The 23478-nt window shown below is 71.2% G+C and carries 28 protein-coding genes; 22 read left to right on the forward strand and 6 right to left on the reverse strand.

The genetic code is table 11. The features are described 5' to 3' along the window. Positions 1–21 precede the first annotated feature (21 nt). The gene (locus OG787_RS37220; RefSeq protein WP_369035085.1) at positions 22–195 is read right to left on the reverse strand and encodes a hypothetical protein; all 174 of its coding nucleotides are present in this window, start codon (positions 193–195) and stop codon (positions 22–24) included. 237 nt (positions 196–432) lie between these two features. Between OG787_RS37220 and OG787_RS37225 the strand changes: the two genes are divergently transcribed. The 4 genes from OG787_RS37225 to OG787_RS37240 all read left to right on the forward strand — a co-directional run bounded on the left by OG787_RS37225 (position 433) and on the right by OG787_RS37240 (position 4455). Next, positions 433–1653 (forward strand): NYN domain-containing protein, encoded by a 1221-nt coding sequence (locus OG787_RS37225; protein ID WP_369035086.1) that lies wholly within the window; start codon positions 433–435, stop codon positions 1651–1653. 109 nt (positions 1654–1762) lie between these two features. Continuing rightward, complete coding sequence (locus tag OG787_RS37230) at positions 1763–2734, forward strand: ABC transporter ATP-binding protein (protein WP_369035146.1); 972 nt, start codon at positions 1763–1765, stop codon at positions 2732–2734. A 127-nt stretch (positions 2735–2861) separates the two neighbouring features. Then, on the forward strand, positions 2862–3689 hold the full coding sequence (locus tag OG787_RS37235; RefSeq protein WP_369035087.1) for an ABC transporter permease: 828 nt from the start codon (positions 2862–2864) through the stop codon (positions 3687–3689). Between the two features lie 34 nt (positions 3690–3723). Beyond that, positions 3724–4455 carry a hypothetical protein gene (locus OG787_RS37240; protein ID WP_369035088.1) on the forward strand — a complete coding sequence of 244 codons (732 nt, stop codon included), beginning with the start codon at positions 3724–3726 and terminating at the stop codon, positions 4453–4455. 347 nt (positions 4456–4802) lie between these two features. On the opposite strand, the gene ybaK is transcribed toward OG787_RS37240, so the two are convergent. The 4 genes from ybaK to OG787_RS37260 all read right to left on the reverse strand — a co-directional run bounded on the left by ybaK (position 4803) and on the right by OG787_RS37260 (position 8848). Beyond that, entirely contained in the window at positions 4803–5306 is a 504-nt protein-coding gene (ybaK, locus tag OG787_RS37245; RefSeq protein WP_405538178.1) for a Cys-tRNA(Pro) deacylase, read from the reverse strand. A gap of 19 nt (positions 5307–5325) precedes the next feature. Then, on the reverse strand, positions 5326–6066 hold the full coding sequence (locus OG787_RS37250; protein ID WP_369035090.1) for an LON peptidase substrate-binding domain-containing protein: 741 nt from the start codon (positions 6064–6066) through the stop codon (positions 5326–5328). An 11-nt stretch (positions 6067–6077) separates the two neighbouring features. Next, positions 6078–7154, reverse strand: coding sequence for a hypothetical protein (locus tag OG787_RS37255; RefSeq protein WP_405538180.1), 1077 nt, complete (start codon positions 7152–7154; stop codon positions 6078–6080). Between the two features lie 95 nt (positions 7155–7249). Continuing rightward, positions 7250–8848 (reverse strand): oxidoreductase, encoded by a 1599-nt coding sequence (locus OG787_RS37260; RefSeq protein WP_405538181.1) that lies wholly within the window; start codon positions 8846–8848, stop codon positions 7250–7252. 218 nt (positions 8849–9066) lie between these two features. Between OG787_RS37260 and hisD the strand changes: the two genes are divergently transcribed. From hisD to hisF, 8 genes are read left to right on the forward strand one after another with little or no spacing between them, the layout of a single operon-like run. Then, positions 9067–10392, forward strand: coding sequence for a histidinol dehydrogenase (gene hisD / locus OG787_RS37265; protein ID WP_405538183.1), 1326 nt, complete (start codon positions 9067–9069; stop codon positions 10390–10392). After that, on the forward strand, positions 10389–11501 hold the full coding sequence (locus OG787_RS37270) for a histidinol-phosphate transaminase (RefSeq protein WP_405538184.1): 1113 nt from the start codon (positions 10389–10391) through the stop codon (positions 11499–11501). The genes hisD and OG787_RS37270 overlap by 4 nt, the downstream gene beginning before the upstream one ends. Next, on the forward strand, positions 11498–12091 hold the full coding sequence (hisB, locus tag OG787_RS37275) for an imidazoleglycerol-phosphate dehydratase HisB (protein WP_105975738.1): 594 nt from the start codon (positions 11498–11500) through the stop codon (positions 12089–12091). Before OG787_RS37270 ends, hisB begins: the two co-directional genes overlap by 4 nt. A 3-nt stretch (positions 12092–12094) precedes the next feature. Next, entirely contained in the window at positions 12095–12259 is a 165-nt protein-coding gene (locus OG787_RS37280; protein WP_369035095.1) for a hypothetical protein, read from the forward strand. Continuing rightward, positions 12256–12906: an imidazole glycerol phosphate synthase subunit HisH gene (hisH, locus tag OG787_RS37285; protein ID WP_405538186.1), complete on the forward strand. Its 651-nt coding sequence runs from the start codon at positions 12256–12258 to the stop codon at positions 12904–12906. Before OG787_RS37280 ends, hisH begins: the two co-directional genes overlap by 4 nt. Then, on the forward strand, positions 12906–13634 hold the full coding sequence (gene priA / locus OG787_RS37290; protein ID WP_405538187.1) for a bifunctional 1-(5-phosphoribosyl)-5-((5-phosphoribosylamino)methylideneamino)imidazole-4-carboxamide isomerase/phosphoribosylanthranilate isomerase PriA: 729 nt from the start codon (positions 12906–12908) through the stop codon (positions 13632–13634). Before hisH ends, priA begins: the two co-directional genes overlap by 1 nt. Beyond that, complete coding sequence (locus OG787_RS37295) at positions 13631–14029, forward strand: RidA family protein (RefSeq protein ID WP_405538188.1); 399 nt, start codon at positions 13631–13633, stop codon at positions 14027–14029. The genes priA and OG787_RS37295 overlap by 4 nt, the downstream gene beginning before the upstream one ends. Continuing rightward, positions 14026–14781 carry an imidazole glycerol phosphate synthase subunit HisF gene (gene hisF / locus OG787_RS37300; RefSeq protein ID WP_369035098.1) on the forward strand — a complete coding sequence of 252 codons (756 nt, stop codon included), beginning with the start codon at positions 14026–14028 and terminating at the stop codon, positions 14779–14781. The genes OG787_RS37295 and hisF overlap by 4 nt, the downstream gene beginning before the upstream one ends. A 71-nt stretch (positions 14782–14852) precedes the next feature. Here the strand turns inward: hisF and OG787_RS37305 are convergent, their stop codons facing one another. Next, positions 14853–15488 (reverse strand): TIGR03085 family metal-binding protein, encoded by a 636-nt coding sequence (locus OG787_RS37305; RefSeq protein WP_369035099.1) that lies wholly within the window; start codon positions 15486–15488, stop codon positions 14853–14855. Positions 15489–15571: 83 nt separating this feature from the next. On the opposite strand from OG787_RS37305, the gene hisI reads away from it, so the two are divergent. The 10 genes from hisI to OG787_RS37355 all read left to right on the forward strand — a co-directional run bounded on the left by hisI (position 15572) and on the right by OG787_RS37355 (position 23456). Beyond that, on the forward strand, positions 15572–15979 hold the full coding sequence (gene hisI / locus OG787_RS37310; protein ID WP_369035100.1) for a phosphoribosyl-AMP cyclohydrolase: 408 nt from the start codon (positions 15572–15574) through the stop codon (positions 15977–15979). Positions 15980–15990: 11 nt separating this feature from the next. Further along, a complete protein-coding gene (locus tag OG787_RS37315) occupies positions 15991–17469 on the forward strand; it encodes an anthranilate synthase component I (protein WP_369035101.1) in 1479 nt (492 codons plus the stop codon). An 83-nt stretch (positions 17470–17552) separates the two neighbouring features. Further along, positions 17553–18200 (forward strand): TIGR02234 family membrane protein, encoded by a 648-nt coding sequence (locus OG787_RS37320; protein WP_405538191.1) that lies wholly within the window; start codon positions 17553–17555, stop codon positions 18198–18200. Between the two features lie 221 nt (positions 18201–18421). Beyond that, positions 18422–18664: an HGxxPAAW family protein gene (locus OG787_RS37325; RefSeq protein WP_369035103.1), complete on the forward strand. Its 243-nt coding sequence runs from the start codon at positions 18422–18424 to the stop codon at positions 18662–18664. 84 nt (positions 18665–18748) lie between these two features. Continuing rightward, complete coding sequence (locus OG787_RS37330) at positions 18749–19198, forward strand: DUF2752 domain-containing protein (protein ID WP_405538192.1); 450 nt, start codon at positions 18749–18751, stop codon at positions 19196–19198. A gap of 165 nt (positions 19199–19363) precedes the next feature. Further along, on the forward strand, positions 19364–20173 hold the full coding sequence (trpC, locus tag OG787_RS37335; protein WP_369035105.1) for an indole-3-glycerol phosphate synthase TrpC: 810 nt from the start codon (positions 19364–19366) through the stop codon (positions 20171–20173). A 22-nt stretch (positions 20174–20195) separates the two neighbouring features. Continuing rightward, positions 20196–20363 carry a tryptophan biosynthesis modulator TrpM gene (gene trpM, locus OG787_RS37340; protein ID WP_405538193.1) on the forward strand — a complete coding sequence of 56 codons (168 nt, stop codon included), beginning with the start codon at positions 20196–20198 and terminating at the stop codon, positions 20361–20363. Between the two features lie 107 nt (positions 20364–20470). Further along, positions 20471–21763: a tryptophan synthase subunit beta gene (gene trpB / locus OG787_RS37345; RefSeq protein ID WP_369035107.1), complete on the forward strand. Its 1293-nt coding sequence runs from the start codon at positions 20471–20473 to the stop codon at positions 21761–21763. Then, on the forward strand, positions 21760–22578 hold the full coding sequence (gene trpA, locus OG787_RS37350) for a tryptophan synthase subunit alpha (RefSeq protein ID WP_405538195.1): 819 nt from the start codon (positions 21760–21762) through the stop codon (positions 22576–22578). The genes trpB and trpA overlap by 4 nt, the downstream gene beginning before the upstream one ends. Positions 22579–22679: 101 nt before the next feature. Continuing rightward, positions 22680–23456, forward strand: coding sequence for a DsbA family protein (locus OG787_RS37355; protein ID WP_369035109.1), 777 nt, complete (start codon positions 22680–22682; stop codon positions 23454–23456). Positions 23457–23478 lie beyond the last annotated feature (22 nt).

A 23478-nucleotide genomic window follows, 5' to 3' on the forward strand; every position in this document is an offset into this window, starting at 1 on the left:
TGCTTGAGCTTCAACAACGGCTCAGTTGTGGCCGAATCGCTTCTGCCGGCCCTTGCGTGCCATATCACCGGGAGTCACCTGGGTGGCGCGCTGCTCGGCCTGCGACTCCATCGAGGAGGACTTCGCCTCTTCGGCACCGCGCTCGGCCTGGGACGCCTGGTGCTGCTGGCGACTCTGCTTCTTGTTCTTGGCCATGGTGATCTGCCTCCTGAGGGGGATCTAGGGACCAGGACCGACTTCAGATTCACATGGCCCGACAAAGCGTGCATGTCGGAGAATTACCCTGCGTAATAAGGTCTTGTCGTGCGGTGGGACCCTCGGCCGACGAGGGAAACGCCACGCCGAAGATCGAGTTCGGGCCGTTAACCTCCGCGCGGTCGGGCAGACTCGAAGCAAGCCCGAAGCAAACCTCCCGGAAAGAGGGTGGATCGCGTGGACCGCTGCATCGTCCTGGTGGATGCCGGGTATCTGCTCGGCGCCGCGGCGAGTCTTCTCGCCGGAGAGCCCTCGCGGTCCCGCATCACCGTCGACCACACCGCCCTCATCCAGGGCCTTCGCGAACGCGCCGAGTCGGACACCGAACGGCCGCTGCTGCGCATCTACTGGTTCGACGGCGCCCCCGACCGGGTGCCCCAGCCAGAGCACCGCAGGCTGCGCGTGATGCCCCGGGTCACCGTCCGCCTCGGCGCCCTGACCCGCAGCGACGGACGGTGGGCCCAGAAGGGCGTCGACGCCGCCATGCACGCCGAGCTGACCGAGCTGGCCCGCAACCGCGCCTGCTCCGACATCGTCCTCGTCACCGGCGACGGCGATCTGCTGCCGGGCATGATGGCCGCCAAGGAGCACGGCGTCGCCGTACACCTGTGGGCCGTGCAGGCTGCCGACGGTGACTACAACCAGTCGGAGGATCTGGTCGCCGAGGCCGACGAGCGGCGCGTCCTCGACCGTACGTGGATCACCAAGGCCGTACGGGCCAAGGACCTCGGCGGGGTCTGCGCGCCGCCGCCCGCGCCCCGGCCCGAGATCGCGGCGATCCTCTCCGCGCCGCTGCCCGAGTCCGCGCTCGGGCAGACCGCCGAGCGGGCCGCCGACGAGCAGCAGGAGCACGCGACGGCGCCCGCCGCGCAGAACGGCTCGCAGGAGCGCGTGCCCGCCCCCAAGGGCGTACCGACCCCCAAGGACCTGGCCGCGCTGCGGGCCCCCGGAGCCCAGCCCGCCCAGCAGCCCGCGAACGCGACCCTGCGCTGGTCCTCCGACAAGGGCTGGGTCGACCGGCCGGGCGTGGCCGCCGAGCCTCCCGAGGTCGCCGCCATGCCGACGCTCGCCCAGCTCACCTCCGCCGAGCAGCGCTGGGCGGACCGCGAGGAGGACATCACCACGGTCGGCGGTGATCCGTACGAGGTCGGACAGGTGTTCGCGCGCCGGTGGATGGAACGCCTCCCCGAACCCGCCAACCTACAGAAACTGTCCACGATGTACCCCCGCATCCCGCACCGCATCGACGGCGAGCTGCTGCGCTACGCCGCCCGCTTCGGCCTGCTCGCCCACAAGGACGACCAGATCGACGAGCACGACCGGTATGCGATCAGGGCCGGTTTCTGGCGCGAGATCGACGTCCGTACGGCCGCGGAGCACGCGCCCGCGGGGGAGTGAGCCGGCCCCCTGTGACCGGGGTTGGATTTCTGGCGGAGTCGGGCACCCCGTACTCTCGTCCTTCGTGAGTACGCGCACGGCACACGAAGCCCGACACGGTGACGATGTCGTGTGCGCGGTGCGCGATCTCACGAAGACCTACCGGGCCGTTCGCGGCCGGCGCGGTTCCCCCGGAACACCCGAGGTGAAGGCCACCGACGCCGTGGATCTGGACGTCCGGCGCGGTGAGATCTTCGGACTGCTCGGGCCGAACGGCGCCGGCAAGTCGACCCTCGTCCGGCAGATCACCGGCCTGATGCGTCCCGACCGGGGCAGCGTGGAGATCCTGGGCCACAACATCGTGCGGCACCCGGAGCGGGCGGCACGCATCCTCGCCTATCTGGGCCAGGAGTCCAGTGCCCTCGACGAGCTGACCGTGTCGCTCGCCGTCGAGACCACCGCACGGCTGCGCGGCCTGGAGGTACGGCTGGCGCGGGCGGAACGGGACGCCGTCCTGGAGGAGCTCGGGCTCACCGCACTGGCCGCCCGGCCCATCCGCAAGCTGTCCGGCGGGCAGCGGCGGCTCGCCTGCTTCGCCACCGCGCTGGTCGGGGAACGGCCGCTGCTCGTCCTCGACGAACCGACGACCGGCATGGACCCGGTGGCCCGGCGGGCCGTGTGGTCGGCGGTCGACCGGCGGCGGGCCGAGCGCGGTACGACGGTGCTGCTGGTGACGCACAACGTGATCGAGGCCGAGACGGTTCTCGACCGGGTGGCCGTTCTCGACCGGGGGCGCGTGATCGCCTGCGACACCCCGGCCGGTCTGAAGGAGCAGGTCGCGGGGGAGGTGCGGGTCGATCTCGTCTGGCGGGAGTCGGCGCCCCTGCACGTCCCCGAGGTCGCCGCGCTGCGCGACCGGGCCGTCGAGTCGGGGCGTCGGTGGACGCTGCGGCTGGCTCCGGAGGAGGCCCGCGCGGCCGTCGCCACCGTCACCGGCGGGGCCGCGTTCACCGCGCTGGACGACTTCACGCTGGCCACACCGAGCCTGGAGGACGTGTATCTGGCGCTCGGGGGGAATGTGACGGGGCTGGTGAAGGCATGAGCGGCATGAGTGCTGGGGGCTCCCGATCCGTACGTGTATGCGTACGGATGCGAGAAAGGGCACAGGTGCGGGTGCCGGCGGGGGAAAGGGCGGCTGTCGTGACCGGGACGAAGAGGAGCAGCTCGACGTGAGTGTCGTACCCGCGGAAGCGCTGCCGGGCACAGCCCTGGCCGTGGAGGAGGCGCCCGCGCGCCGCGCGACGGCCGAGCTGGGGCCACGTGCCCGGCTGTGGCCCGCGCTGGTCGCGGTGTACCGGGCACAGCTGTCCCGGGCCCGGGTCGCGCGGATTCCGCTGCTCTTCGTGGCGACCTTCCAGTCCATCGGGATCATGATCCTGATGCGCGGGGTCGTGGAGGGCGGCGGGGAGGCCCGGGCGGTGGTGGCCGGGGCGTCCGTGCTGGTGGTCGCCTTTGTCGCGCTGAACCTGCTCGCCCAGTACTTCGGGCAGCTGCGGGCCAGCGGCGGGCTCGACCACTACGCCACGCTGCCCGTGCCGCCCGCCGCCGTGGTGCTGGGCGCCGCGGGGGCGTACGCCTCCTTCACCGTCCCGGGGACCGTCGTGACGGCCGTGTTCGGATGCCTGCTGTACGGGCTGCCGCTGGCGCATCTGTGGGTGCTCGCCCTGGTGATCCCGCTCGCGGGGGCCGCGCTCGCCGGGCTCGGTGCCGCGTTCGGGCTGCTCGCGCCGCGGCCGGAACTGGCCACGCTGCTCGGGCAGTTGGGTATGTCGGCGGCGCTGCTGCTGGGGGTGCTGCCGGCGGAGCGGATGCCCGGGGTGGTGCGGTTCGCGCGGGATCTGCTGCCCTCGACGTACGGCGTGGAGGCCTTCGCCCGGACCTTCGGGCCGGACCCCGACTGGGCCTTCGTCTTCGGTGACCTGGCCGTGTGCGCGGGGGTCGGGGTGGTCTCGCTGGCCGTCGCGACCTGGGCGTACCGCCGGGCGGCCGTCCGGTGACGCGCCGCACAGACGGGCCTGGCACGATGTCAGGGTGACCGCACCGCTGACTCCGCCTCCGCCGCCGCACCAAGAGCCCTCGCGTGAACGTGAAGAGGCCTCACGGCCCCAGCAGCCCTTGCAGCAGCAGCCCTCGCTCCAGCAGGCACCGGACAGCCGGTCCTGGCAGGACTGGCCGACGCCGGCCGGGTCCTCTGGGGGCGGGTTCGGAGCGGCGTACGGACAGGACGGCCCCGGGATGAAGACGGAACTGCGGGAGGCCGCTGTCGTCACGGTCGTGGTGGCGCTCGGTGGGGTGCTGCTGGGGCTGCTGTGGTGGTGGCTGGCGCCGAGTGTGCCGTTGGTCGGGGACATCGTCGAGAACCGCTGGGTCGTGTACGTCAAGGACAGCGAGGGCGAACAGGCGATCGGGGTCGACGGAACGTTCACTCTGCTGGCGTTGGCCCTCGGTGCGGTGAGCGCGCTGGGGGTGTTTCTCTTCCGGCGGCGTGGGGGTGTGCCGCTGGTGGTCGGGCTGACAGTCGGGGGGCTGCTCGGGTCGGTGCTGGCTTGGCGGCTGGGGGTGTGGCTCGGGCCCGCCCAGGATGTGATCGCCGCGGCGAAGTCCGCGGGCAAGGGGGTGACGTTCTCGGCGCCGTTGAAGTTGGGGGCGAAGGGGGCGTTGCTGGTGTGGTCCGTGGCGGCGCTGGTGGTGCATCTGGGGTTGACGGCGTTGTTCGGGCCCCGGGATGCGGAGGAGGGCGTGGCGCCGCCGGTTCAGGGGTGAGTTTCCTCGCCCCCGCCGCCCCTACCCGTCCCATCCTCGGGGGCGCTGCCCCCGAACCCTCGCTCCTCAAACGCCGGAGGGGCTAAAAGATCAAGCACCGGCCGGCACCACATCCAGCCCGTCCGGCGTTTGAGGACGAGCGCGTTCAGCGCGATATGGGGGTTCGGGGGCGGAGCCCCCGAGGGATGGGACGGGTAGGGGCGGCGGGGGCGAGGGAAATCGGTCGGTGGCTTATGCCGGGCGGTGGCCGTGGTTTGAGCGGCCCTTCTTTGTGCGCCACTTGCGTTTGCGTGTTTTCTTCGACATGTCCATTCTGCTTAGTCCGGCAGGGGGACTTCGTCGAGGGGTTACGCGCGGGCGATCGGGGCTCGTACCGCCTGGGTGAGGGTGGTGAGGTCCGTGGGGGAGAGTTCTACCTCCAGGCCACGGCGGCCCGCCGAGACGCAGATCGTGTCGTGGGCGTCGGCCGAAGTGTCCAGGATCGTGCGGAGTTTCTTGCGCTGGCCCAAGGGGGAGATGCCGCCTCGGACGTAGCCCGTCGTGCGTTCCGCCAGGGTCGGGTCCGCCATTGATGCCCGCTTGCCCGATACCGCCGTCGCCAGCGCCTTCAGGTCCAGCTGGCCCGCCACCGGGACCACCGCGACCGTCAGCACCCCGTCCACGTCCGCCACCAGCGTCTTGAAGACGCGCTCCGGCGACACCCCCATCGCCTCGGCGGCCTCCTCGCCGTACGAGGGATGCGCGGGGTCGTGCTCGTACGCGTGCACCTTGTACGGGACGCCCGCCGCCGTCAGGGCCACTGTCGCCGGTGTTCCGCCCGGCTGCTGCTGATTCTTTTGCTTCTTCGCCATTTCCGGATCCTGCTCCCCGTCAGTTGAGACTCGTCGGGCCGCGGGTCAGGTCCGACGCCGGCAGTGACGGGAGGTTGCGGATGATCGCCGTCTCCGTGCGCAGGAGCGTCAGTTCCTCGCGGAGGCGGGACGCCGTGTCCGGGGCCTGGAGCAGGCGCTGCTTGGACGGGGTGTCCAGCATCATCGCCGCCGCCACCAGGTACGACACCACCGCAGGTTCGTCGGGGAGTTCGGCGCCCGTCGTCAGGGAGCGTTCCCGCGCGCCCGCCAGGCGCTTCTGGTACTGGCGGAAGGCCCTCAGGACGCCCTCTGCGAGCGCGCCCGCCTCGTCGCCGGGGGATTCCGCCAGCTCCTCCAGTTCCGCCGTCAGGAACGCGCCCGACGCGTCCACCGACACCAGCCGGACCCGGGTCGTGCCGGTGGCCAGGACCTCGAAGGTGCCGTCCGGGCGTTCCCTGATCGTCGCCGCGTCGGCCACGCAGCCCACGGAGTGGAACGCCTTGAGCGGGTCGTCGCCGAAGCCCGCCGCGGGCCCGCGCTCGGGCACCGCCGTCCGGTCGGGCATGCCCTGCGCGCTGGGCGCCACCTCGTGGCCGTCCCGGATCGTCACGACGGCGAACCGGCGCGGTTCGTCCTCGGGGGTCTTCAGGAGTTCGCGCATCATGGCGCGATAACGCTCCTCGAAGATGTTCAGCGGGAGGACGAGTCCCGGGAACAGCACCGAGTTGAGCGGGAAGAGTGGCAGCCGGACGGTGGTCACGACGGGAAAGCCTAATGGTCGCCGGAGTGTGCGCGTCCGCCGTGCTCACTCTGTGGATGACCGGCACAGGCCGCACAGCGGGCGGCGGGCGCCTTCCGGCGGATCTCCTCGCGTGCTTCGAGGAACCTGCCGAGGGGGTCGTCCGAGAACCGGTCCCAGGGGAACGACGTGGCGTACGGACCGGTCAGACGCAGTTGGAGCAGGGCTTCCTGCCAGCGGTCGAGGCCGATCAGGACGTATGTCAGCAGGTTGCGGAGTTCGGCCGGGCGGGGATCGGCCGCCGGGAGCGTCGCCGACAGGGCGATCGCCGTGTCCGCCGCCGCGTCCAGCCGGGCCCGGTCCACCACCGTCCTGCCGTCGCTCTCGGTCAGATAGGCGAAGGCCGCGCGCAGCGGCAGGGCCTGGACGAGCGAGCCGGGCGGGGCGTCCTGCGCGGCCCACTCGGCGAAGTCGAGGCACTCGCGATGCGAACCGCGCCCGCCCGCGGACCGGAAAGGGCCCGTGGACAGGTACTGGAGCGCCGCCACATGGCAGCCGTAGTGGTGCGGGGAGCGGCGTACGGCCTCGCCCCAGAGCCGTTCGAACTCGTCGTGGCCCGCGTCGCTGCCCCGGGCGCGGTCCAGCGCGATGCGCCAGGGCACCGGGTCGCGCGGGTCGCCCGCCGCGGCCGCCTCGACCAACGGGCCGGTCTGGAGCAGGAGTTCGGCCCGGGCGGGGGACTCCCAGGCGTGGACCACCGCCAGCTCGGCCGCGACCAGCAGCGCGTCCGGGTCGTCGGGGGCGGCGGCGCGCCAGGACGTGAACCACTCGGCGCGGAAGTGCGCGAACGCGGCCAGCCGGACCACGTACCGGTCCCGGTTCTCCCAGTCGGTCGTGGCACGGGTGGCGGCCAGCAGCTCGGCCGCCGGGCCGTACTCGCCCCGGCCCGCCGCGACCAGCGCGGGGCCGAGCCGGGCGTCGGGCGCGTCGAGCAGTACCTCGTCATCGGCGGGCAGTCCGGCGGTGGCGAGGAGTGGAGACGGCGGAGTGTTCCGTTCCGCCCTGGTGGCACGGAGGAACGCACGCAGCGAAGCCATGGTGTCGACCATTGAAAGGCGCAGGTCGGGACCGCGCCAGCCCAAATGCGCACCCTGTTTTTAGTTGTACGGCCGACGGTCAAGAAATGGAAAAAGATGAACCGGGCTCAGTTTCTGCGCAGCAGCCTGGTCGCCCCCGCCGCCACCGTCGTCGCCAGGACCCAGCCCAGCATGATGATCACGGCGGACAGCCACTGCCAGCCGCCGCGCAGCTGCCAGAAGCCGACCTGGCCCAGATCGATCACCGGGAGCAGCAGATCGAGGGCGAACAGGGAGGGGTTCCACGGCGGGTGCTCCCCGCTCTTCAGCGGCGGATGGCTGGCGTGCGAGAACGCCACCGAGGTCGCCGCCCACAGCACCGCCATCCACACGGCGGCCCGGCCGGGCCGGTATCCGTAGGCGACCGTCCAGTCCTGCACGTACCCCCACAGCTTGGCCGCGGGCGGCAGGGTCTCGCGGCGGCGGCGCTGCTTGGCGAGCAGCACCTCGCGCGCGTCCTCGTCCTCGCCGCCGTTGCGCAGGACCGTGGCCAGCCGCTCGTACGGCTCCGGGCTGTACTCGGCGGTCGCCGCCGCCACCCATGCCAGCCGCTCCGCCGGGGGGAACGGCCCCTGCGGTACGAGGTTCTCGTACCCGAAGCCGCCCATGTGCAGGTTGCCCGGTCCGGGCCAACTGCCCGCCCGGTCCACGAGGTTGACGACCTTGGCGCCCGACAGCACCACCTTGCCCCGCTCCGGCCGCTCCCCGAGGAAGCGCAGCTCGGGCGTCTGCACCCGGCGCAGCGACAGCTCCTGCTCGTCCGTGAAGGTCAGCCGGGCCCGCTCCAGGTCGACGGAGTCGCCGAACCTGCCGTCGTCCAGCCGGATCCCGCCCTGGCACTCGAAGCGCTGGATGCGTGTCCCGCGCGCGGGGGTCGTGCCGCTGGTCACCATCGGGTTCCAGACGCCCGCGGGGGTCAGGTACAGCGTGCGGCCCACGGTCAGCTGGGGGGCGTTGAGCGCGAGCCGCCCGTACGGGTTGGTGAGCCGGCTGCCGCGCAGGCTCAGCGAGACGCCGATCGTCGCCCCGCGCAGACTCAGCTCGCCGTGCGACTCCAGCATCTCGGCCTGGAGGTCCTGGCCGACGCTCATGCCGTCCCCGGCGATCGAGCGCCCGCGTCGGTCCCGGTAGACGACGGCCTGGTTGAGCAGCAGATCCGTACCGATGTGCGCGTCGGTGAGCCGCGCGCCGTTGTGGAAGCGGCAGCGGGGGAGGTGCAGATCGCCCTCGGTGTGCACCCGGGCCGCCTCGAGCCGCGGCACCGAGCAGTTCACCAGTCGTACGGTCGTGAAGCGGGCCTCCGGCAGGAGGACCTCCTTCTCGAAGCGGCAGCCCTTCAGTTCGATGTACGGCACGACCGTGCCGCCCGCCAGGTCCAGCGTGCCGCTGATCTGCACACCGGTGAGCTTCAGGGACGACACGCGCCCCGCGAGCGCGGGCGGGCCGTCGAGGAGCAGCCAGCACACGATGCGGGCCCGCACCGTCCGGTCGGCGCCCCAGGGATGGCCGCCGTGCGGATCGTCGACGACGGTGTCGCCACTGCTCAGGTCGTACACGCTGCCGTTGCGGAAGGCCTGCCACATGCCGACCTCGGCGGCGCTCAGATCGTCCGGCGGATCCCCCGCGTTCCCCGTGCCCCCCGCGCGGATGCCGTCACCCTCGGTCACGACGTTTTCCCACTCCTCCCCGTGCCACCAAGTGTTACCTGCGAGTTTCGTACAGCCGTTCTGCCCGCTCAGTAACTCTCTGAACTCAAAACGTGAAGGTGATCTTCCAAGTTCCCGAGGATTTCGCGTGGGGTTCCTCCCTGGCGAACCGCAACGCTCTGTATCAGCCACTGATACGCGCGGACGGCGCCCGATCCCCGTCTGAGAGAATTGGCCGCGTGATCTCCCGAATCGATCTGCGCGGCGACGCCCTCCCCGAGGGACCCGCCCTGCGCGACCTGCTGCCCCGAGCCGACTTCGACGTCTCGGCCGCCCTGGACAAGGTGCGTCCGATCTGCGAGGCCGTGCATCATCGGGGCGACGCGGCGCTGATCGACTTCGCCGAGAAGTTCGACGGAGTGCGGCTGGAATCCGTACGGGTCCCCGCGCGCGCGATCACCGACGCACTGGAGACGCTCGACCCGACCGTCCGCGCGGCCCTGGAGGAGTCCATCCGCCGCGCCCGTCTCGTCCACCGCGAGCAGCGCCGGACGACCCACACGACCCAGGTCGCACCCGGCGGCACGGTCACCGAGAAGTGGGTCCCCGTGGACCGCGTCGGGCTGTACGCGCCCGGCGGCCGGTCCGTGTACCCGTCGACCGTGGTCATGAACGTGGTCCCGGCCCAGGAGGCGGGCGTCGAGTCGATCGCCCTCGCTTCCCCGGCGCAGGCCGAGTTCGACGGGCTGCCGCACCCGACCATCCTCGCCGCCTGCGCGCTGCTCGGCGTCGACGAGGTGTACGCGGCCGGTGGCGCGACCGCCGTCGCGATGTTCGCGTACGGCACCGAGTCCTGCGCCCCCACGAACATGGTCATGGGCCCCGGCAACATCTGGGTCGCCGCCGCCAAGCGGTACTTCGCCGGGAAGATCGGCATCGACACCGAGGCCGGCCCGACCGAGATCGCGATCCTTGCCGACGACACCGCCGACCCGGTGCACGTCGCCGCCGACCTGATCAGCCAGGCCGAGCACGACCCGCTGGCCGCCGCCGTCCTCGTCACGGACTCCGTGGCGCTCGCGGACGCGGTCGAGAAGGAGCTGGAGCCGCAGGTCGCGGCCACCAGGCACATCGATGACCGGATCGTCCCGGCCCTGGCGGGCAGGCAGTCCGCGATCGTCCTTGTCGACGGAATCGAGGAGGGCCTGCGGGTCGTCGACGCGTACGGCGCCGAGCACCTGGAGATCCAGACAGCGAACGCCGCGGCCGTGGCCGACCGGGTACGGAACGCCGGTGCGATCTTCGTCGGCCCCTGGGCGCCGGTCTCCCTCGGCGACTACGCGGCCGGGTCCAACCACGTCCTGCCGACCGGCGGCTGCGCCTGCCACTCCTCCGGTCTCTCCGTCCAGTCCTTCCTGCGCGGCATCCACATCGTCGACTACACGCGGGACGCGCTGGCCGACGTGGCGCATCACGTGGTGACGCTGGCGGAGGCGGAGGACCTGCCCGCGCACGGCGCGGCGGTCAAGGCAAGGTTCGGGTGGAAGGTGCCTGAGAGCAAGTGAACTTCGGAATCGACGATCTCCCCGTACGCGACGAACTGCGCGGCAAGTCCCCCTACGGCGCGCCCCAACTCGACGTCCCCGTACGGCTGAACACCAACGAGAACCCCTACCCGCTGCCCGAACCGCTCGTCGAGCGGATCGCTGAGCGGGTGCGCGAGGCGGCCCGGAACCTCAACCGCTACCCCGACCGGGACGCCGTGGAGCTGCGCACGCAGCTCGCCAAGTACCTGACGGACACCTCCGGGCACGAGGTCGGCCTCGCCAACGTGTGGGCCGCCAACGGCTCCAACGAGGTCATCCAGCAGCTGCTCCAGACCTTCGGCGGACCCGGCCGTACCGCGATCGGTTTCGAGCCCTCGTACTCGATGCACGGCCTCATCGCGCGTGGGACGGGTACCGGCTGGATCTCCGGCCCCCGCAACGACGACTTCACGATCGATCTCGCGGCGGCCGAGAAGGCCATCGCCGAGCACCGGCCCGACGTCGTGTTCATCACCACGCCCAACAACCCGACCGGGAACGCGGTCCCGCGGGAGACCGTCCTCGCGCTGTACGAGGCCGCGCAGGCCGCCAAGCCGTCGATGGTGGTGGTCGACGAGGCGTACATCGAGTTCAGCCACGGCGACTCGCTGCTGCCCCTCATCGAAGGTCGGCCGAATCTCGTCGTCTCGCGGACCATGTCCAAGGCGTTCGGCGCGGCCGGCCTGCGCCTCGGCTATCTCGCCGCGCACCCGGCCGTCGTCGACGCCGTACAGCTCGTACGGCTGCCCTACCACCTGTCGGCCGTGGCCCAGGCGACCGCCCTGGCCGCCCTGGAGCACACCGACACGCTGCTGAAGTACGTCGAGCAGCTCAAGACCGAGCGGGACCGGCTGGTCGCCGAACTGCGCGCCATCGGCTTCGACGTCACCGAGTCCGACGCCAACTTCGTGCAGTTCGGCACCTTCGCCGACTCGCACACCGCCTGGCAGCACATCCTCGACCGGGGCGTCCTGGTCCGGGACAACGGCGTACCGGGATGGCTGCGGGTCACCGCCGGAACCCCCGCCGAGAACGACGCGTTCCTCGACGCGGTACGAGACCTCAAGAAGGAGCAGGACGAGTCATGAGCCGCGTCGGACGCGTGGAGCGCACCACCAAGGAGACGTCGGTCCTCGTCGAGATCGATCTCGACGGCACCGGCAAGGTCGAGGTGTCGACGGGAGTCGGCTTCTACGATCACATGCTCGACCAGCTCGGCCGGCACGGTCTGTTCGACCTCACCGTGAAGACCGAGGGCGACCTGCACATCGACTCGCACCACACCATCGAGGACACCGCCCTCGCCCTCGGCGCCGCCTTCAAGCAGGCCCTCGGCGACAAGGTGGGCATCTACCGCTTCGGCAACTGCACGGTCCCCCTGGACGAGTCCCTCGCCCAGGTCACCGTCGACCTGTCCGGCCGTCCCTACCTCGTGCACACCGAGCCCGAGAAGATGGCGCCGATGATCGGCGAGTACGACACCACGATGACCCGGCACATCCTGGAGTCCTTCGTCGCCCAGGCCCAGATCGCGCTGCACGTGCACGTGCCCTACGGGCGCAACGCCCACCACATCGTGGAGTGCCAGTTCAAGGCCCTCGCGCGGGCCCTGCGGTACGCCTCCGAGCGCGACCCGCGCGCGGTGGGCATCCTCCCCTCCACGAAGGGCGCCCTGTAAGCCATGAGCGGCCTCTCCACCGTACTGATCGTCGTCGGGCTCTTCCTGGCCGGCGGGGTCTACTCCTTCGCCAAGCAGAAGATGCCGGCGAGCCTCATCGTGTTGCTGTCGATAGGCGCCGGGATGTGTCTCGTCGCCGGCGTGCTGAGGCTGGAGGTCTGGAATTGAGCGCATCCAACGCATCCAAGAAGGTCGTCGTCTTCGACTACGGCTTCGGCAATGTCCGGTCCGCCGAACGTGCTCTCGCGCGCGCGGGTGCCGACGTCGAGATAACGCGTGACTTCGACAAGGCCATGAACGCGGACGGGCTGCTGGTGCCGGGCGTCGGCGCCTTCGCCGCCTGTATGCGGGGCCTCAAGGAGGCGCGCGGCGACTGGATCGTCGGGCGACGGCTGGCCGGCGGGCGTCCCGTGATGGGCATCTGCGTGGGCATGCAGATCCTGTTCGCGCGCGGGATCGAGCACGGTGTCGAGACCGAGGGCCTCGACGAGTGGCCCGGCTCGGTCGAGCCGCTCCAGGCCGACATCGTGCCCCACATGGGCTGGAACACCGTCGACGCCCCGGCGGACTCCCAGCTCTTTGCGGGCCTGGACCCGGACGCGCGCTACTACTTCGTCCACTCGTACGCCGTCCACGACTGGTCCCTGGAGATCACGAACCCGCTGATGCGCGCCCCCGGGGTCACCTGGTCGACACACGGCAAGCCCTTCGTGGCGGCCGTCGAGAACGGCGCCCTGTGGGCCACCCAGTTCCACCCCGAGAAGTCCGGCGACGCCGGAGCGCAGCTGCTGAACAACTGGATCGGAACCCTCTGATGCCCTCGAAGCTCGAACTCCTCCCCGCCGTCGACGTCCGCGACGGCCAGGCCGTCCGCCTCGTGCACGGCGAGTCCGGCACGGAGACCTCGTACGGCTCCCCCCTGGAGGCCGCCCTCGCCTGGCAGCGCTCGGGCGCCGAGTGGCTGCACCTGGTCGACCTGGACGCGGCCTTCGGCACCGGCGACAACCGCAAGCTGATCGCCGAGGTCGCCGGCGCGATGGACATCAAGGTGGAGCTGTCCGGCGGCATCCGCGACGACGACACGCTGGCCGCCGCCCTGGCGACGGGCTGCACGCGCGTGAACCTCGGCACGGCCGCCCTGGAGACCCCCGAGTGGGTCGCCAAGGTCATCGCCGAGCACGGCGACAAGATCGCGGTCGGCCTGGACGTACGCGGAACCACCCTCCGCGGACGCGGCTGGACCCGCGACGGCGGCGACCTCTACGAGACGCTGGAGCGGCTCAACGGCGAGGGCTGCGCGCGCTATGTCGTGACCGACATCGCCAAGGACGGCACGCTCCAGGGCCCCAACCTGGAGCTGCTGCGCAACGTCTGCGCGGCGACCGACCGCCCGGTCGTGGCCTCCGGCGGCGTGTCGTCCCTGGACGACCTGCGTGCCATCGCCGAGCTGGTGCCGCTCGGTGTCGAGGGCTCCATCGTCGGGAAGGCCCTCTACGCGAAGGCGTTCACCCTGGAAGAGGCCCTGGAGGCGGTGGACCAGTGAGCGACGTACGGCGTGTCACGACCGGTGCCCCCTGGGAGGAGGCCTTCGGCTACTCCCGCGCGGTGGAGCTGCCCAATGGTCTGGTGCTGGTCTCCGGCTGCACGTCGATAGTGGACGGCCAGATCGCCGGGGGCGGTCCCTACGAGCAGACCGTCAACGCCTTCAACGTCGCGTTCGCGGCGCTGGAGCAGCTCGGACTCGGCCGTGACCACGTCGTGCGTACGCGCATGTACATCACCCACGCGCGGGACGTGGACGACGTCGGACGCGCCCACAAGGAGCTGTTCGACGCCGTCCGGCCCGCCGCATCCATGATCATCGTCTCCGGCCTCGTGGACCCCAGCCTGGTCGTCGAGGTCGAGGTGGAGGCGTACCGAGGAGAAGCCGCAGCATGACCCTTGCCGTACGAGTCATCCCCTGCCTGGACGTGGACAACGGCCGGGTCGTCAAGGGCGTCAACTTCCAGAACCTCCGCGACGCGGGCGACCCCGTCGAGATGGCCAAGGTGTACGACGCCGAGGGCGCCGACGAACTGACGTTCCTGGACATCACCGCCTCCTCGGGCAACCGCGAGACCACCTACGACGTGGTTAGGCGCACCGCCGAGCAGGTGTTCATCCCGCTCACCGTGGGCGGCGGGGTGCGCGCGGCCGAGGACGTCGACAAGCTGCTGCGGGCCGGGGCGGACAAGGTGGGCGTCAACACGGCCGCCATCGCGCGGCCGGAGCTGATCCGGGAGATCGCGGAGCGGTTCGGGCGGCAGGTGCTGGTGCTGTCCGTGGACGCGCGCCGGACCGAGTCCGGGTCCTTCGAGGTGACGACCCACGGGGGTCGTCGCGGTACCGGTATCGACGCCGTCGAGTGGGCGCATCAGGCCGCTGAGCTGGGCGCCGGGGAGATTCTGCTCAACTCGATGGACGCGGACGGGACGAAGGACGGGTACGACATCGAGATGATCGAGGCTGTGCGGAAGCATGTGCGGGTGCCGTTGATCGCCAGTGGGGGAGCGGGGCGGTTGGCTGACTTTCCGCCTGCCGTGGCGGCCGGGGCGGATGCTGTTCTGGCTGCCTCTGTTTTCCACTTCGGGGATTTGCGGATCGGGCAGGTGAAGGATGTGTTGCGTGGCGCTGGGCATCCTGTTCGTTGACGGGTGGTTCTTTGGCCGCGGGGCGGTGGGGGCTTGTCGCGCAGTTCCCCGCGCCCCTGTCGGGGCGCGTTTCAGATGCCCAGTTGCTTTGATTCGTGGAGCTTGGTGATTGCTTCCTTGTCGCCCTCCAGGTCCACGTCCGCGGCGTTCTGGCGGCCGTACGCGAACAGGAGCAGCTCCGACGGCTCGCCTGTCACCGTGACCACCGGGACGCCTCGGTGGGCTACCGCTGTGCGGCCGTCGGGGCGGCGTAGGACCAGGCCTGTGGGGGCGCTGCGGCCCGTCAGGCGGGCGGTGCGTTCCAGGCGGGACCAGAGGGCGTCCTGGAAGACCGGGTCCAGCTCGCGCGGTGTCCAGTCGGGCTGTGCGCGGCGTACGTCCTCGGTGTGGACGTAGAACTCTATGGTGTTCGCCGCCTCGTCGATCTGCTTCAGGGAGAACGGTGAGAAACGCGGTGGGCCCGTACGGATCAGCTGGATCAGCTCTTCGTAGGGCTTCTCGGCGAACTCCGTCATCACCCGCTCCAGCCGGGGCGCGAGCTGTTTGATCCAGGTTCCTCCGACGGCGTCCGCGCGGCGCTCGCGCACCACCACGTGCGCGGCGAGATCACGGGTGTTCCAGCCCTCGCACAGGGTGGGGGCGTCCGGACCCGCGGTTTCCAACAGGTCGGCGAGGAGAAGTCGTTCACGCTTCGCATGGGTCGACATGTCAGCAAGCCTACGACCGTCCACAAGGTCCGCCCAGTGGACACCCCGCCGGGACTGTCAGTGGGGCGCGGCACAATGGGCCCATGACCAGCAGCACGCCCCCGCCCAGCCCTCTGGCCCCGGAGATCGCCGCCCGCCTCAAGCGCGGCCCCGACGGGCTCGTCCCCGCCGTCGCCCAGCAGTACGACACCGGTGAGGTGCTCATGCTCGGCTGGATGGACGACGAGGCGCTGCACCGCACCCTGACCACCGGCCGCTGCACCTACTGGTCGCGCAGCCGCCAGGAGTACTGGGTCAAGGGCGACACCTCGGGCCACTTCCAGCACGTGAAGTCCGTCGCCCTCGACTGCGACGCCGACACGGTGCTCGTCAAGGTCGACCAGGTGGGCGCCGCCTGCCACACCGGCGCGCGGACCTGCTTCGACGCCGACGTCCTGCTCGACGTGTCGTTCGAGGACGCCGATTCCGGCGTACTCCCGCAGGGTCAGTAAGGTCAGCCGCCATGGACCTCGAGACCTTCCGTAAGCTGGCCACCGACCGGCGCGTCATCCCCGTCACCCGCAAGCTCCTCGCCGACGGCGACACCCCGGTCGCGCTCTACCGCAAGCTCGCCGCCGAACGCCCCGGCACCTTCCTGCTGGAGTCCGCCGAGAACGGTCTCTCCTGGTCCCGCTACTCCTTCGTCGGCGTCCGCTCCAGCGCCACCCTCACCGCGCGCGACGGCGAGGCCCACTGGCTCGGCACCCCGCCCGTCGGTGTCCCCGTCGACGGCGACCCGCTCGCCGCCCTGCGCGCCACCATCGAGGCCCTCCACACGCCCCACCAGGAGGGCCTGCCGCCCTTCACCGGCGGCATGGTCGGCTACCTCGGGTACGACATCGTGCGCCGCCTGGAGAAGATCGGCCCCGGCGAGCGGGACGACCTCAAGCTGCCCGAGCTGACCATGCTGCTCACCAGCGATCTGGCCGTCATGGACCACTGGGAGGGCTCGGTCCTGCTGATCGCCAACGCGATCAACCACAACGACCTCGACACGGGCGTCGACGAGTCCTACGCCGACGCCATGGCCCGTCTCGACGCCATGCAGGCCGACCTCGCGCGCGCGGTGTCCCAGCCGCCCGCCGTGCTCCCGCCCTCCGAACTCCCCGAGTACACGGCCCTGTGGGGCGGCCCCGACTACCAGGTCGCCGTCGAGGACATCAAGGAGCGCATCCGCGCGGGGGAGGCCTTCCAGGTCGTCCCCTCCCAGCGCTTCGAGACGCCGTGCACGGCAAGCGCGCTGGACGTGTACAGGGTGCTGCGGGCGACCAATCCCTCCCCCTACATGTACCTGTTCCGCTTCGACGGGTTCGACGTCGTCGGCTCGTCCCCCGAGGCCCTCGTCAAGGTCGAGGACGGGCGCGCGATGGTCCACCCCATCGCCGGCACCCGGCACCGCGGGGCGACCCCGCAGGAGGACCAGGCCCTCGCCGAGGAACTGCTCGCCGACCCCAAGGAGCGCGCCGAGCACCTCATGCTCGTCGACCTCGGGCGCAACGACCTCGGGCGCGTGTGCGAGCCCGGCTCCGTCGAGGTCGTCGACTTCATGTCCGTCGAGCGGTACTCGCACGTCATGCACATCGTCTCGACCGTCACCGGCCGGGTGGCGGCGGGCCGCACCGCCTTCGACGTCCTGACGGCCTGCTTCCCGGCCGGCACGCTCTCCGGGGCGCCCAAGCCGCGCGCGATGCAGATCATCGACGAACTGGAGCCGTCCAGGCGGGGGTTGTACGGCGGCGCCGTCGGCTACCTCGACTTCGCGGGCGACTCCGACACCGCCATCGCCATTCGCACGGCCCTGCTGCGCGACGGCACGGCGTACGTCCAGGCGGGCGCCGGCGTCGTCGCCGACTCCGACCCGGTCGCGGAGGACAACGAGTGCCGCAACAAGGCGGCGGCGGTCCTGCGCGCCGTCCACACGGCGAACCGGCTCGGACAGTAGGCCCTTTCCGCTGACAAGGTCCCACCAATGGGGCGCTTCTCACGCGGGCCCCGGGTGCCGGTTCACCCGGGGTTGGGGCGATAGTGGGGTACGTGACAGCCGTACCCGTACCTTCCCCACGTTCCGAAGCCCCCCTTCCCGGCCGGGCCGGCCGGCTCAGCCTCGCCGTCGCCCTGTCGGCCGGTGCGCTGGGCGCGGCCGTCGCCCTGCTCGCCACCCGCCAGCGCTGGTCGGAGGGCACCGCGACGGTCGCCGGCGGCGCCTTCCCGCTGACCGCCAGCGGCAGCGACGTCACGGGCGTGCCGGCGGCCCTCGCGATAGTGGGCCTCGCCGCGCTCGTCGCCGTCTTCGCCGTCCGCCGCTCCGGCCGCCTCCTGGTCGCCGCGCTGCTCGCGCTGTCCGGCGCCGGTACGGTCGCCGCGGCCGTCCTCGGCGCCTCCGACAGCTCCGCGCTCGACGAGAAGGCCGCCCAGGCGAGCGGGGACACGGCGGCCACCGTGAGCACCCTCAGCCATACGGCCTGGCCGTACGCGGCAGCCGTCGGCGGTGCGCTGATCCTGCTCGCGGGGCTGCTGGCGCTGCGGTACGGGCGGCTGTGGCCGGCGATGTCCGGGCGGTACGAGCGGGGTGGTGCGCCTCGTCCGCGTCGGCGGGCGGCGCCGGCCGACCCCGAGCGGCCCGAGGAGATCTGGAAGGCGCTGGACCGGGGTGAGGACCCCACTGGTGTGTAAGGGCTCCGCTCTGGGGTCGTGTGTTGTCCGCGGGGCCGTCGTGGCTGGTCGCGCAGTTCCCCGCGCCCCTTTGGGGCGCTCCGGCCGGGGTGACTCGCTGGGTTGACCCCGGGCATCATGCACGCGTGCGCGTGCGGGAGAATGGGCCGCGAGTGTCCGGCTCACCCAGCAGTGCATTCACGAACCAACAACTTCAGCAACTCAGCAACGAGGAGCAAGTCATGGCGGGCAGCAGCCACGGTCACACTTTGGCCGCCTGGACCGGCGTCACCATCTCCATCATCGGCTTCTGCGTAGCGGGCGCCTTCATGGTGATGGCCGAGCCGCTGGGCTTCTGGGCCGGCATGGTGCTCTCGGTCCTCGGCGGGGTCGTCGGCTGGATCATGGCCGCCATGGGCCTCGGCAAGCAGAAGCCGTCGCACCAGGTCGCGTCGACGCGTGAACCGGCGGGCGCCGAGAGCTGAATCCCGTATTCGAGGATTGGCAGGGGCGGCACGGCGACGACGCCGGGGCCGCCTCTCGCGCGTGTACACCCCGCAGGGGGCAGAATGCGTGGGGTGAACACCGAGCGGGCTCAGCAAGGCGTGCCCTCGGGCGCCGGTGCCGTCCTGGGACGGGTGGCCGTGCCCGCCGGGGTGCTCGCGGCCGTCGTCGGGGCCTTCGCGTACGTCGGGACGGTCGACCCCAACGAACCCGGGCACTACCCCGTCTGCCCGCTCCTGCGTCTGACCGGCGTGTACTGCCCCGGCTGCGGCGGACTGCGCAGCGCCTACGCCTTCGTGCACGGGGACTGGGTGACGGCCCTCGGGGCCAACGCGCTCGCCGTGGCGGGATACCTGGCCTTCGCCGTCGTATGGACCGTCTGGGTGGTCCGCGCGGTACGCGGACGACCGATGCGGATCGATCTCGGGCCGGTGCACCTGTGGAGCCTGGGGGCGTTGTTGCTGGTCTTCACGGTTGTCCGGAACCTGCCGTTCGGTGGCTGGCTCCACCCTTGATCAAATGATGAATGTCCAGGTAGTGGGACCGGTGTCAACCGGATGTGAGGGGCATGCCCTCCTCCGGATACCATCGGAGTGACCAGCTTTGACAGTTCGTGCAGCTTCAATGGTGTGAATGGCTGGAACAGTCAATCGCCTACCGTCTGGAAGGGGGCCGCTCGCGTGAGTGTGCTCGACGAGATCATCGACGGAGTCCGTGCCGACCTCGCGGAGCGGCAGGCGCGCGTCAGCCTCGACGAGCTCAAGGAACGCGCGGCGAAGGCTCCCGCCGCCAAGGACGGGGTCGCCGCACTGCGCGGCGACGGCGTCAAGGTCATCTGCGAGGTCAAGCGGTCCAGCCCCTCCAAGGGCGCGCTCGCGGCCATCGCCGACCCGGCCGGCCTCGCGGCCGACTACGAGGCGGGCGGCGCGGCCGTCATCTCCGTCCTCACCGAACAGCGCCGCTTCGGCGGCTCCCTGGCCGACCTGGAGGCCGTGCGCGCCCGGGTGGACATCCCGGTGCTGCGCAAGGACTTCATCGTCACCTCGTACCAGCTGTGGGAGGCACGGGCGTACGGCGCCGACCTGGCCCTGCTGATCGTCGCCGCCCTCGACCAGCCCGCCCTGGAGTCCCTCATCGAGCGCGCCGAGTCCATCGGACTCACCCCGCTCGTCGAGGTGCACGACGAGGACGAGGTCGAGCGGGCGGTCGAGGCGGGGGCCCGGGTCATCGGCGTCAACGCGCGCAACCTGAAGACCCTGGAGGTCGACCGCTCCACGTTCGAGCGGGTCGCCCCCGAGATCCCCGACAGCATCGTCAAGATCGCCGAGTCGGGCGTCCGAGGCCCGCACGACCTCATCGCGTACGCCAACGCCGGCGCCGACGCGGTCCTGGTCGGCGAGTCCCTGGTGACGGGCAAGGACCCGAAGACCGCGGTCTCCGACCTGGTGGCAGCGGGCGAGCATCCCGCATTGCGGCACGGCCGCGGCTGATCACCGGCTAGAGTTTCCCCCGATGACTATCACCATGACACCCACGGACAGGTACGCCCGCCTCGCGCGCGGCTGCCGCCCCCGTGGCTGCCGCGCCCCGGCACGCAGGGTGTACGGCCGTCGAGTCCGATACGTCATCGGAGACGAACCTGGGCAGGTAAACGGCCGCCGATGGCAGCGCGCCCCATAGGGGCGCGGGGAACTGCGCGACAAGCCCCCACGGGCCCGCGGCCAACTCACAAAACCCCCGCCCCACGGCGACTAGTGCCCAACACAAACTCACCGTGAGGTTCAGCCATGCCCAGCGAGTTCTTCATCCCCGACCCCGAGGGTCAAATCCCAAGCGCCGAAGGTTACTTCGGCGCCTTCGGCGGCAAGTTCATCCCGGAGGCCCTCGTCGCCGCCGTCGACGAGGTCGCCGTCGAGTACGACAAGGCGAAGTCGGACCCCGAGTTCGCCCGTGAACTGGACGACCTGCTCGTCCACTACACCGGCCGCCCCAGCTCCCTCACCGAGGTGCCCCGGTTCGCCGAGCACGCCGGTGGCGCCCGGGTCTTCCTCAAGCGGGAGGACCTGAACCACACCGGGTCCCACAAGATCAACAACGTGCTCGGCCAGGCCCTCCTCACCAAGAGGATGGGCAAGACCCGCGTCATCGCCGAGACCGGCGCAGGTCAGCACGGGGTCGCCACCGCGACCGCCTGTGCGCTGTTCGGGCTCGAATGCACCATCTACATGGGCGAGATCGACACCCAGCGCCAGGCCCTGAACGTCGCCCGGATGCGCATGCTCGGCGCCGAGGTCATCGCCGTGAAGTCCGGCAGCCGCACCCTCAAGGACGCCATCAACGAGGCGTTCCGCGACTGGGTCGCCAACGTCGACCACACGCACTACCTCTTCGGGACCGTCGCCGGGCCCCACCCCTTCCCGGCCATGGTGCGCGACTTCCACCGGGTGATCGGTGTGGAGGCCCGCAGGCAGCTCCTGGAGCAGGCCGGGCGGCTGCCCGACGCCGCCGTCGCCTGTGTGGGCGGCGGGTCCAACGCCATCGGGCTCTTCCACGCCTTCATCCCCGACGCCGACGTCCGCCTCATCGGGTGCGAGCCCGGCGGACACGGTGTCGAGACCGGCGAGCACGCCGCCACCCTCACCGCCGGTGAGCCGGGCATCCTGCACGGGTCGCGGTCCTACGTCCTTCAGGACGAGGAGGGGCAGATCACCGAGCCCTACTCCATCTCCGCCGGACTGGACTACCCGGGCATCGGACCCGAGCACTCCTACCTCAAGGACACCGGCCGCGCCGAGTACCGCGCGGTCACCGACGACGCCGCCATGCAGGCCCTGCGCCTGCTGTCGCGTACCGAGGGCATCATCCCGGCCATCGAGAGCGCGCACGCGCTGGCCGGCGCCCTGGAGGTCGGCAAGGAGCTGGGCAAGGACGGCCTGATCGTCGTCAACCTCTCCGGGCGCGGCGACAAGGACATGGACACCGCCGCCCGGTACTTCGGCCTGTACGACAACCAGCCCGACGCCACCGTCGCGGCCAACGCGGACAGTGCTGCCGCCGAGATCGAGGGGGACGCCAAGTGAGCGGCAACATCCAGCTGTTGAGCGACACCCTCGCCGGTGCCAAGGCCGAGGGACGCTCCGCGCTCATCGCGTACCTCCCCGCCGGGTTCCCGACCGTCGACGGCGGGATCGAGGCCGTCAAGGCCGTGTTCGCGGGCGGCGCCGACATCGTCGAGGTCGGGCTGCCGCACAGCGACCCGGTGCTCGACGGACCCGTCATCCAGACCGCCGACGACATCGCCCTGCGCGGCGGCGTCAAGATCGCGGATGTCATCCGCACGGTCCGGGAGGCCTACGAGGCCAGCGGGAAGCCGGTGCTCGTCATGACGTACTGGAACCCGATCGACCGCTACGGCGTCGAGCGGTTCACCGCCGAACTCGCGGAGGCGGGCGGCGCCGGGTGCATCCTGCCCGACCTGCCCGTGCAGGAGTCGGCGCTGTGGAGGGAGCACGCGGAGAAGCACGGCCTCGCGACCGTGTTCGTCGTCGCGCCCAGCAGCAAGGACGGACGACTCGCCGAGATCACCGCGGCGGGCAGCGGATTCGTGTACGCCGCCTCCCTCATGGGCGTCACGGGGACCCGGGCGTCGGTCGGCGCCCAGGCGGAGGATCTGGTTCGGCGCACTCGCGGGGCCGGCACCGACCTGCCCGTCTGTGTCGGGCTCGGGGTCTCCAATGCCGCCCAGGCCGCCGAGGTCGCCGGCTTCGCCGACGGGGTGATCGTCGGCTCAGCCTTCGTCAAGCGGATGCTCGACGCCCCGGATCACGCGGCCGGTGTCGAGGCCGTGCGGGAACTCGCCGCCGACCTCGCGAAGGGCGTGCGCGGCACGGCGTAGACGGGCAGGGCATACAGGCAGGACATTTCGTACAGGTCGCCCGAACGGGTGGACCTGGGGCCGGGGAGGCGCAATGCGTCTCCCCGGTTCGTTCTGCGGGTGTGAGCGAGAAGAATCGTGACGGAAAGCGCACCGCCCGCGAGCGGCTGGCGGTCGAGCGTGAGAAGCAGAAGTCCGCGGAGAAGCGGCGGCGGGCGTTGATCGTGGGCGCCAGTGTCGTCTGCGTGCTGGGCCTCGCGGCGGTGATCGGCGTCGTCGCCGCGAACTCCGGCAAGGACAGCAAGAGCGAGAGCGCCGGTCCGGTCGTGGCGCCCTCGGGTGCGCAGGGCAAGGACAGCCTGGCGATCCCGGTGGGCGAGGAGAGCGCCAAGTCGACGCTCACGGTGTGGGAGGACTTCCGCTGTCCGGCCTGCCAGTCCTTCGAGACCAACTACCGCTCGACCATCCATGAGCTGACGGCCGCGGGCAAGCTGAAGGTGAACTACCACCTGGCGACGATCATCGACGGCAACATGGGCGGCAGCGGCTCCCGGCACGCGGCCAACGCAGCCGCCTGCGCCCAGGACGCCGGCAGGTTCACCGCGTACCACGACGTGCTGTACGAGAACCAGCCGCAGGAGACCGACGACGCCTTCGCGAAGAACAGCAGACTCATCGAGCTGGCGGAGAAGGTCGACGGACTCGACACACCCACGTTCCGGACATGTGTCGAGGACGGCACGCACAACAGCTGGGTCGTGAAGTCGAACGAGGCCTTCCAGAGCGGCGGCTTCGGCGGCACACCGACCGTCCTGCTCGACGGGAAGAACATCTACCAGGACCAGACGATGACCCCGGCGAAGCTGAAGCAGATGGTGGAGGCCGCCGACAAGGCGTAGGCCTGGGCGCTTCTCGGGTTCC

The organism is Streptomyces sp. NBC_00075, from assembly GCF_045041225.1.
Classification (GTDB): domain Bacteria; phylum Actinomycetota; class Actinomycetes; order Streptomycetales; family Streptomycetaceae; genus Streptomyces; species Streptomyces adonidis.

Coding starts and splice junctions, on each gene's coding strand:
- hisI (WP_369035100.1), top strand. CDS start 15,572: ATGACCAGCAGCACGCCCCCGCCCAGCCCTCTGGCCCCGGAGATCGCC.
- hisF (WP_369035098.1), top strand. CDS start 14,026: ATGACCCTTGCCGTACGAGTCATCCCCTGCCTGGACGTGGACAACGGC.
- ybaK (WP_405538178.1), bottom strand. CDS start 5,306: ATGGCGAAGAAGCAAAAGAATCAGCAGCAGCCGGGCGGAACACCGGCG.
- OG787_RS37330 (WP_405538192.1), top strand. CDS start 18,749: ATGCGTGGGGTGAACACCGAGCGGGCTCAGCAAGGCGTGCCCTCGGGC.
- OG787_RS37220 (WP_369035085.1), bottom strand. CDS start 195: ATGGCCAAGAACAAGAAGCAGAGTCGCCAGCAGCACCAGGCGTCCCAG.
- OG787_RS37305 (WP_369035099.1), bottom strand. CDS start 15,488: ATGTCGACCCATGCGAAGCGTGAACGACTTCTCCTCGCCGACCTGTTG.
- trpB (WP_369035107.1), top strand. CDS start 20,471: ATGCCCAGCGAGTTCTTCATCCCCGACCCCGAGGGTCAAATCCCAAGC.
- OG787_RS37315 (WP_369035101.1), top strand. CDS start 15,991: ATGGACCTCGAGACCTTCCGTAAGCTGGCCACCGACCGGCGCGTCATC.
- OG787_RS37325 (WP_369035103.1), top strand. CDS start 18,422: ATGGCGGGCAGCAGCCACGGTCACACTTTGGCCGCCTGGACCGGCGTC.
- OG787_RS37280 (WP_369035095.1), top strand. CDS start 12,095: ATGAGCGGCCTCTCCACCGTACTGATCGTCGTCGGGCTCTTCCTGGCC.
- trpM (WP_405538193.1), top strand. CDS start 20,196: ATGACTATCACCATGACACCCACGGACAGGTACGCCCGCCTCGCGCGC.
- hisB (WP_105975738.1), top strand. CDS start 11,498: ATGAGCCGCGTCGGACGCGTGGAGCGCACCACCAAGGAGACGTCGGTC.
- OG787_RS37255 (WP_405538180.1), bottom strand. CDS start 7,154: ATGGTCGACACCATGGCTTCGCTGCGTGCGTTCCTCCGTGCCACCAGG.
- priA (WP_405538187.1), top strand. CDS start 12,906: ATGCCCTCGAAGCTCGAACTCCTCCCCGCCGTCGACGTCCGCGACGGC.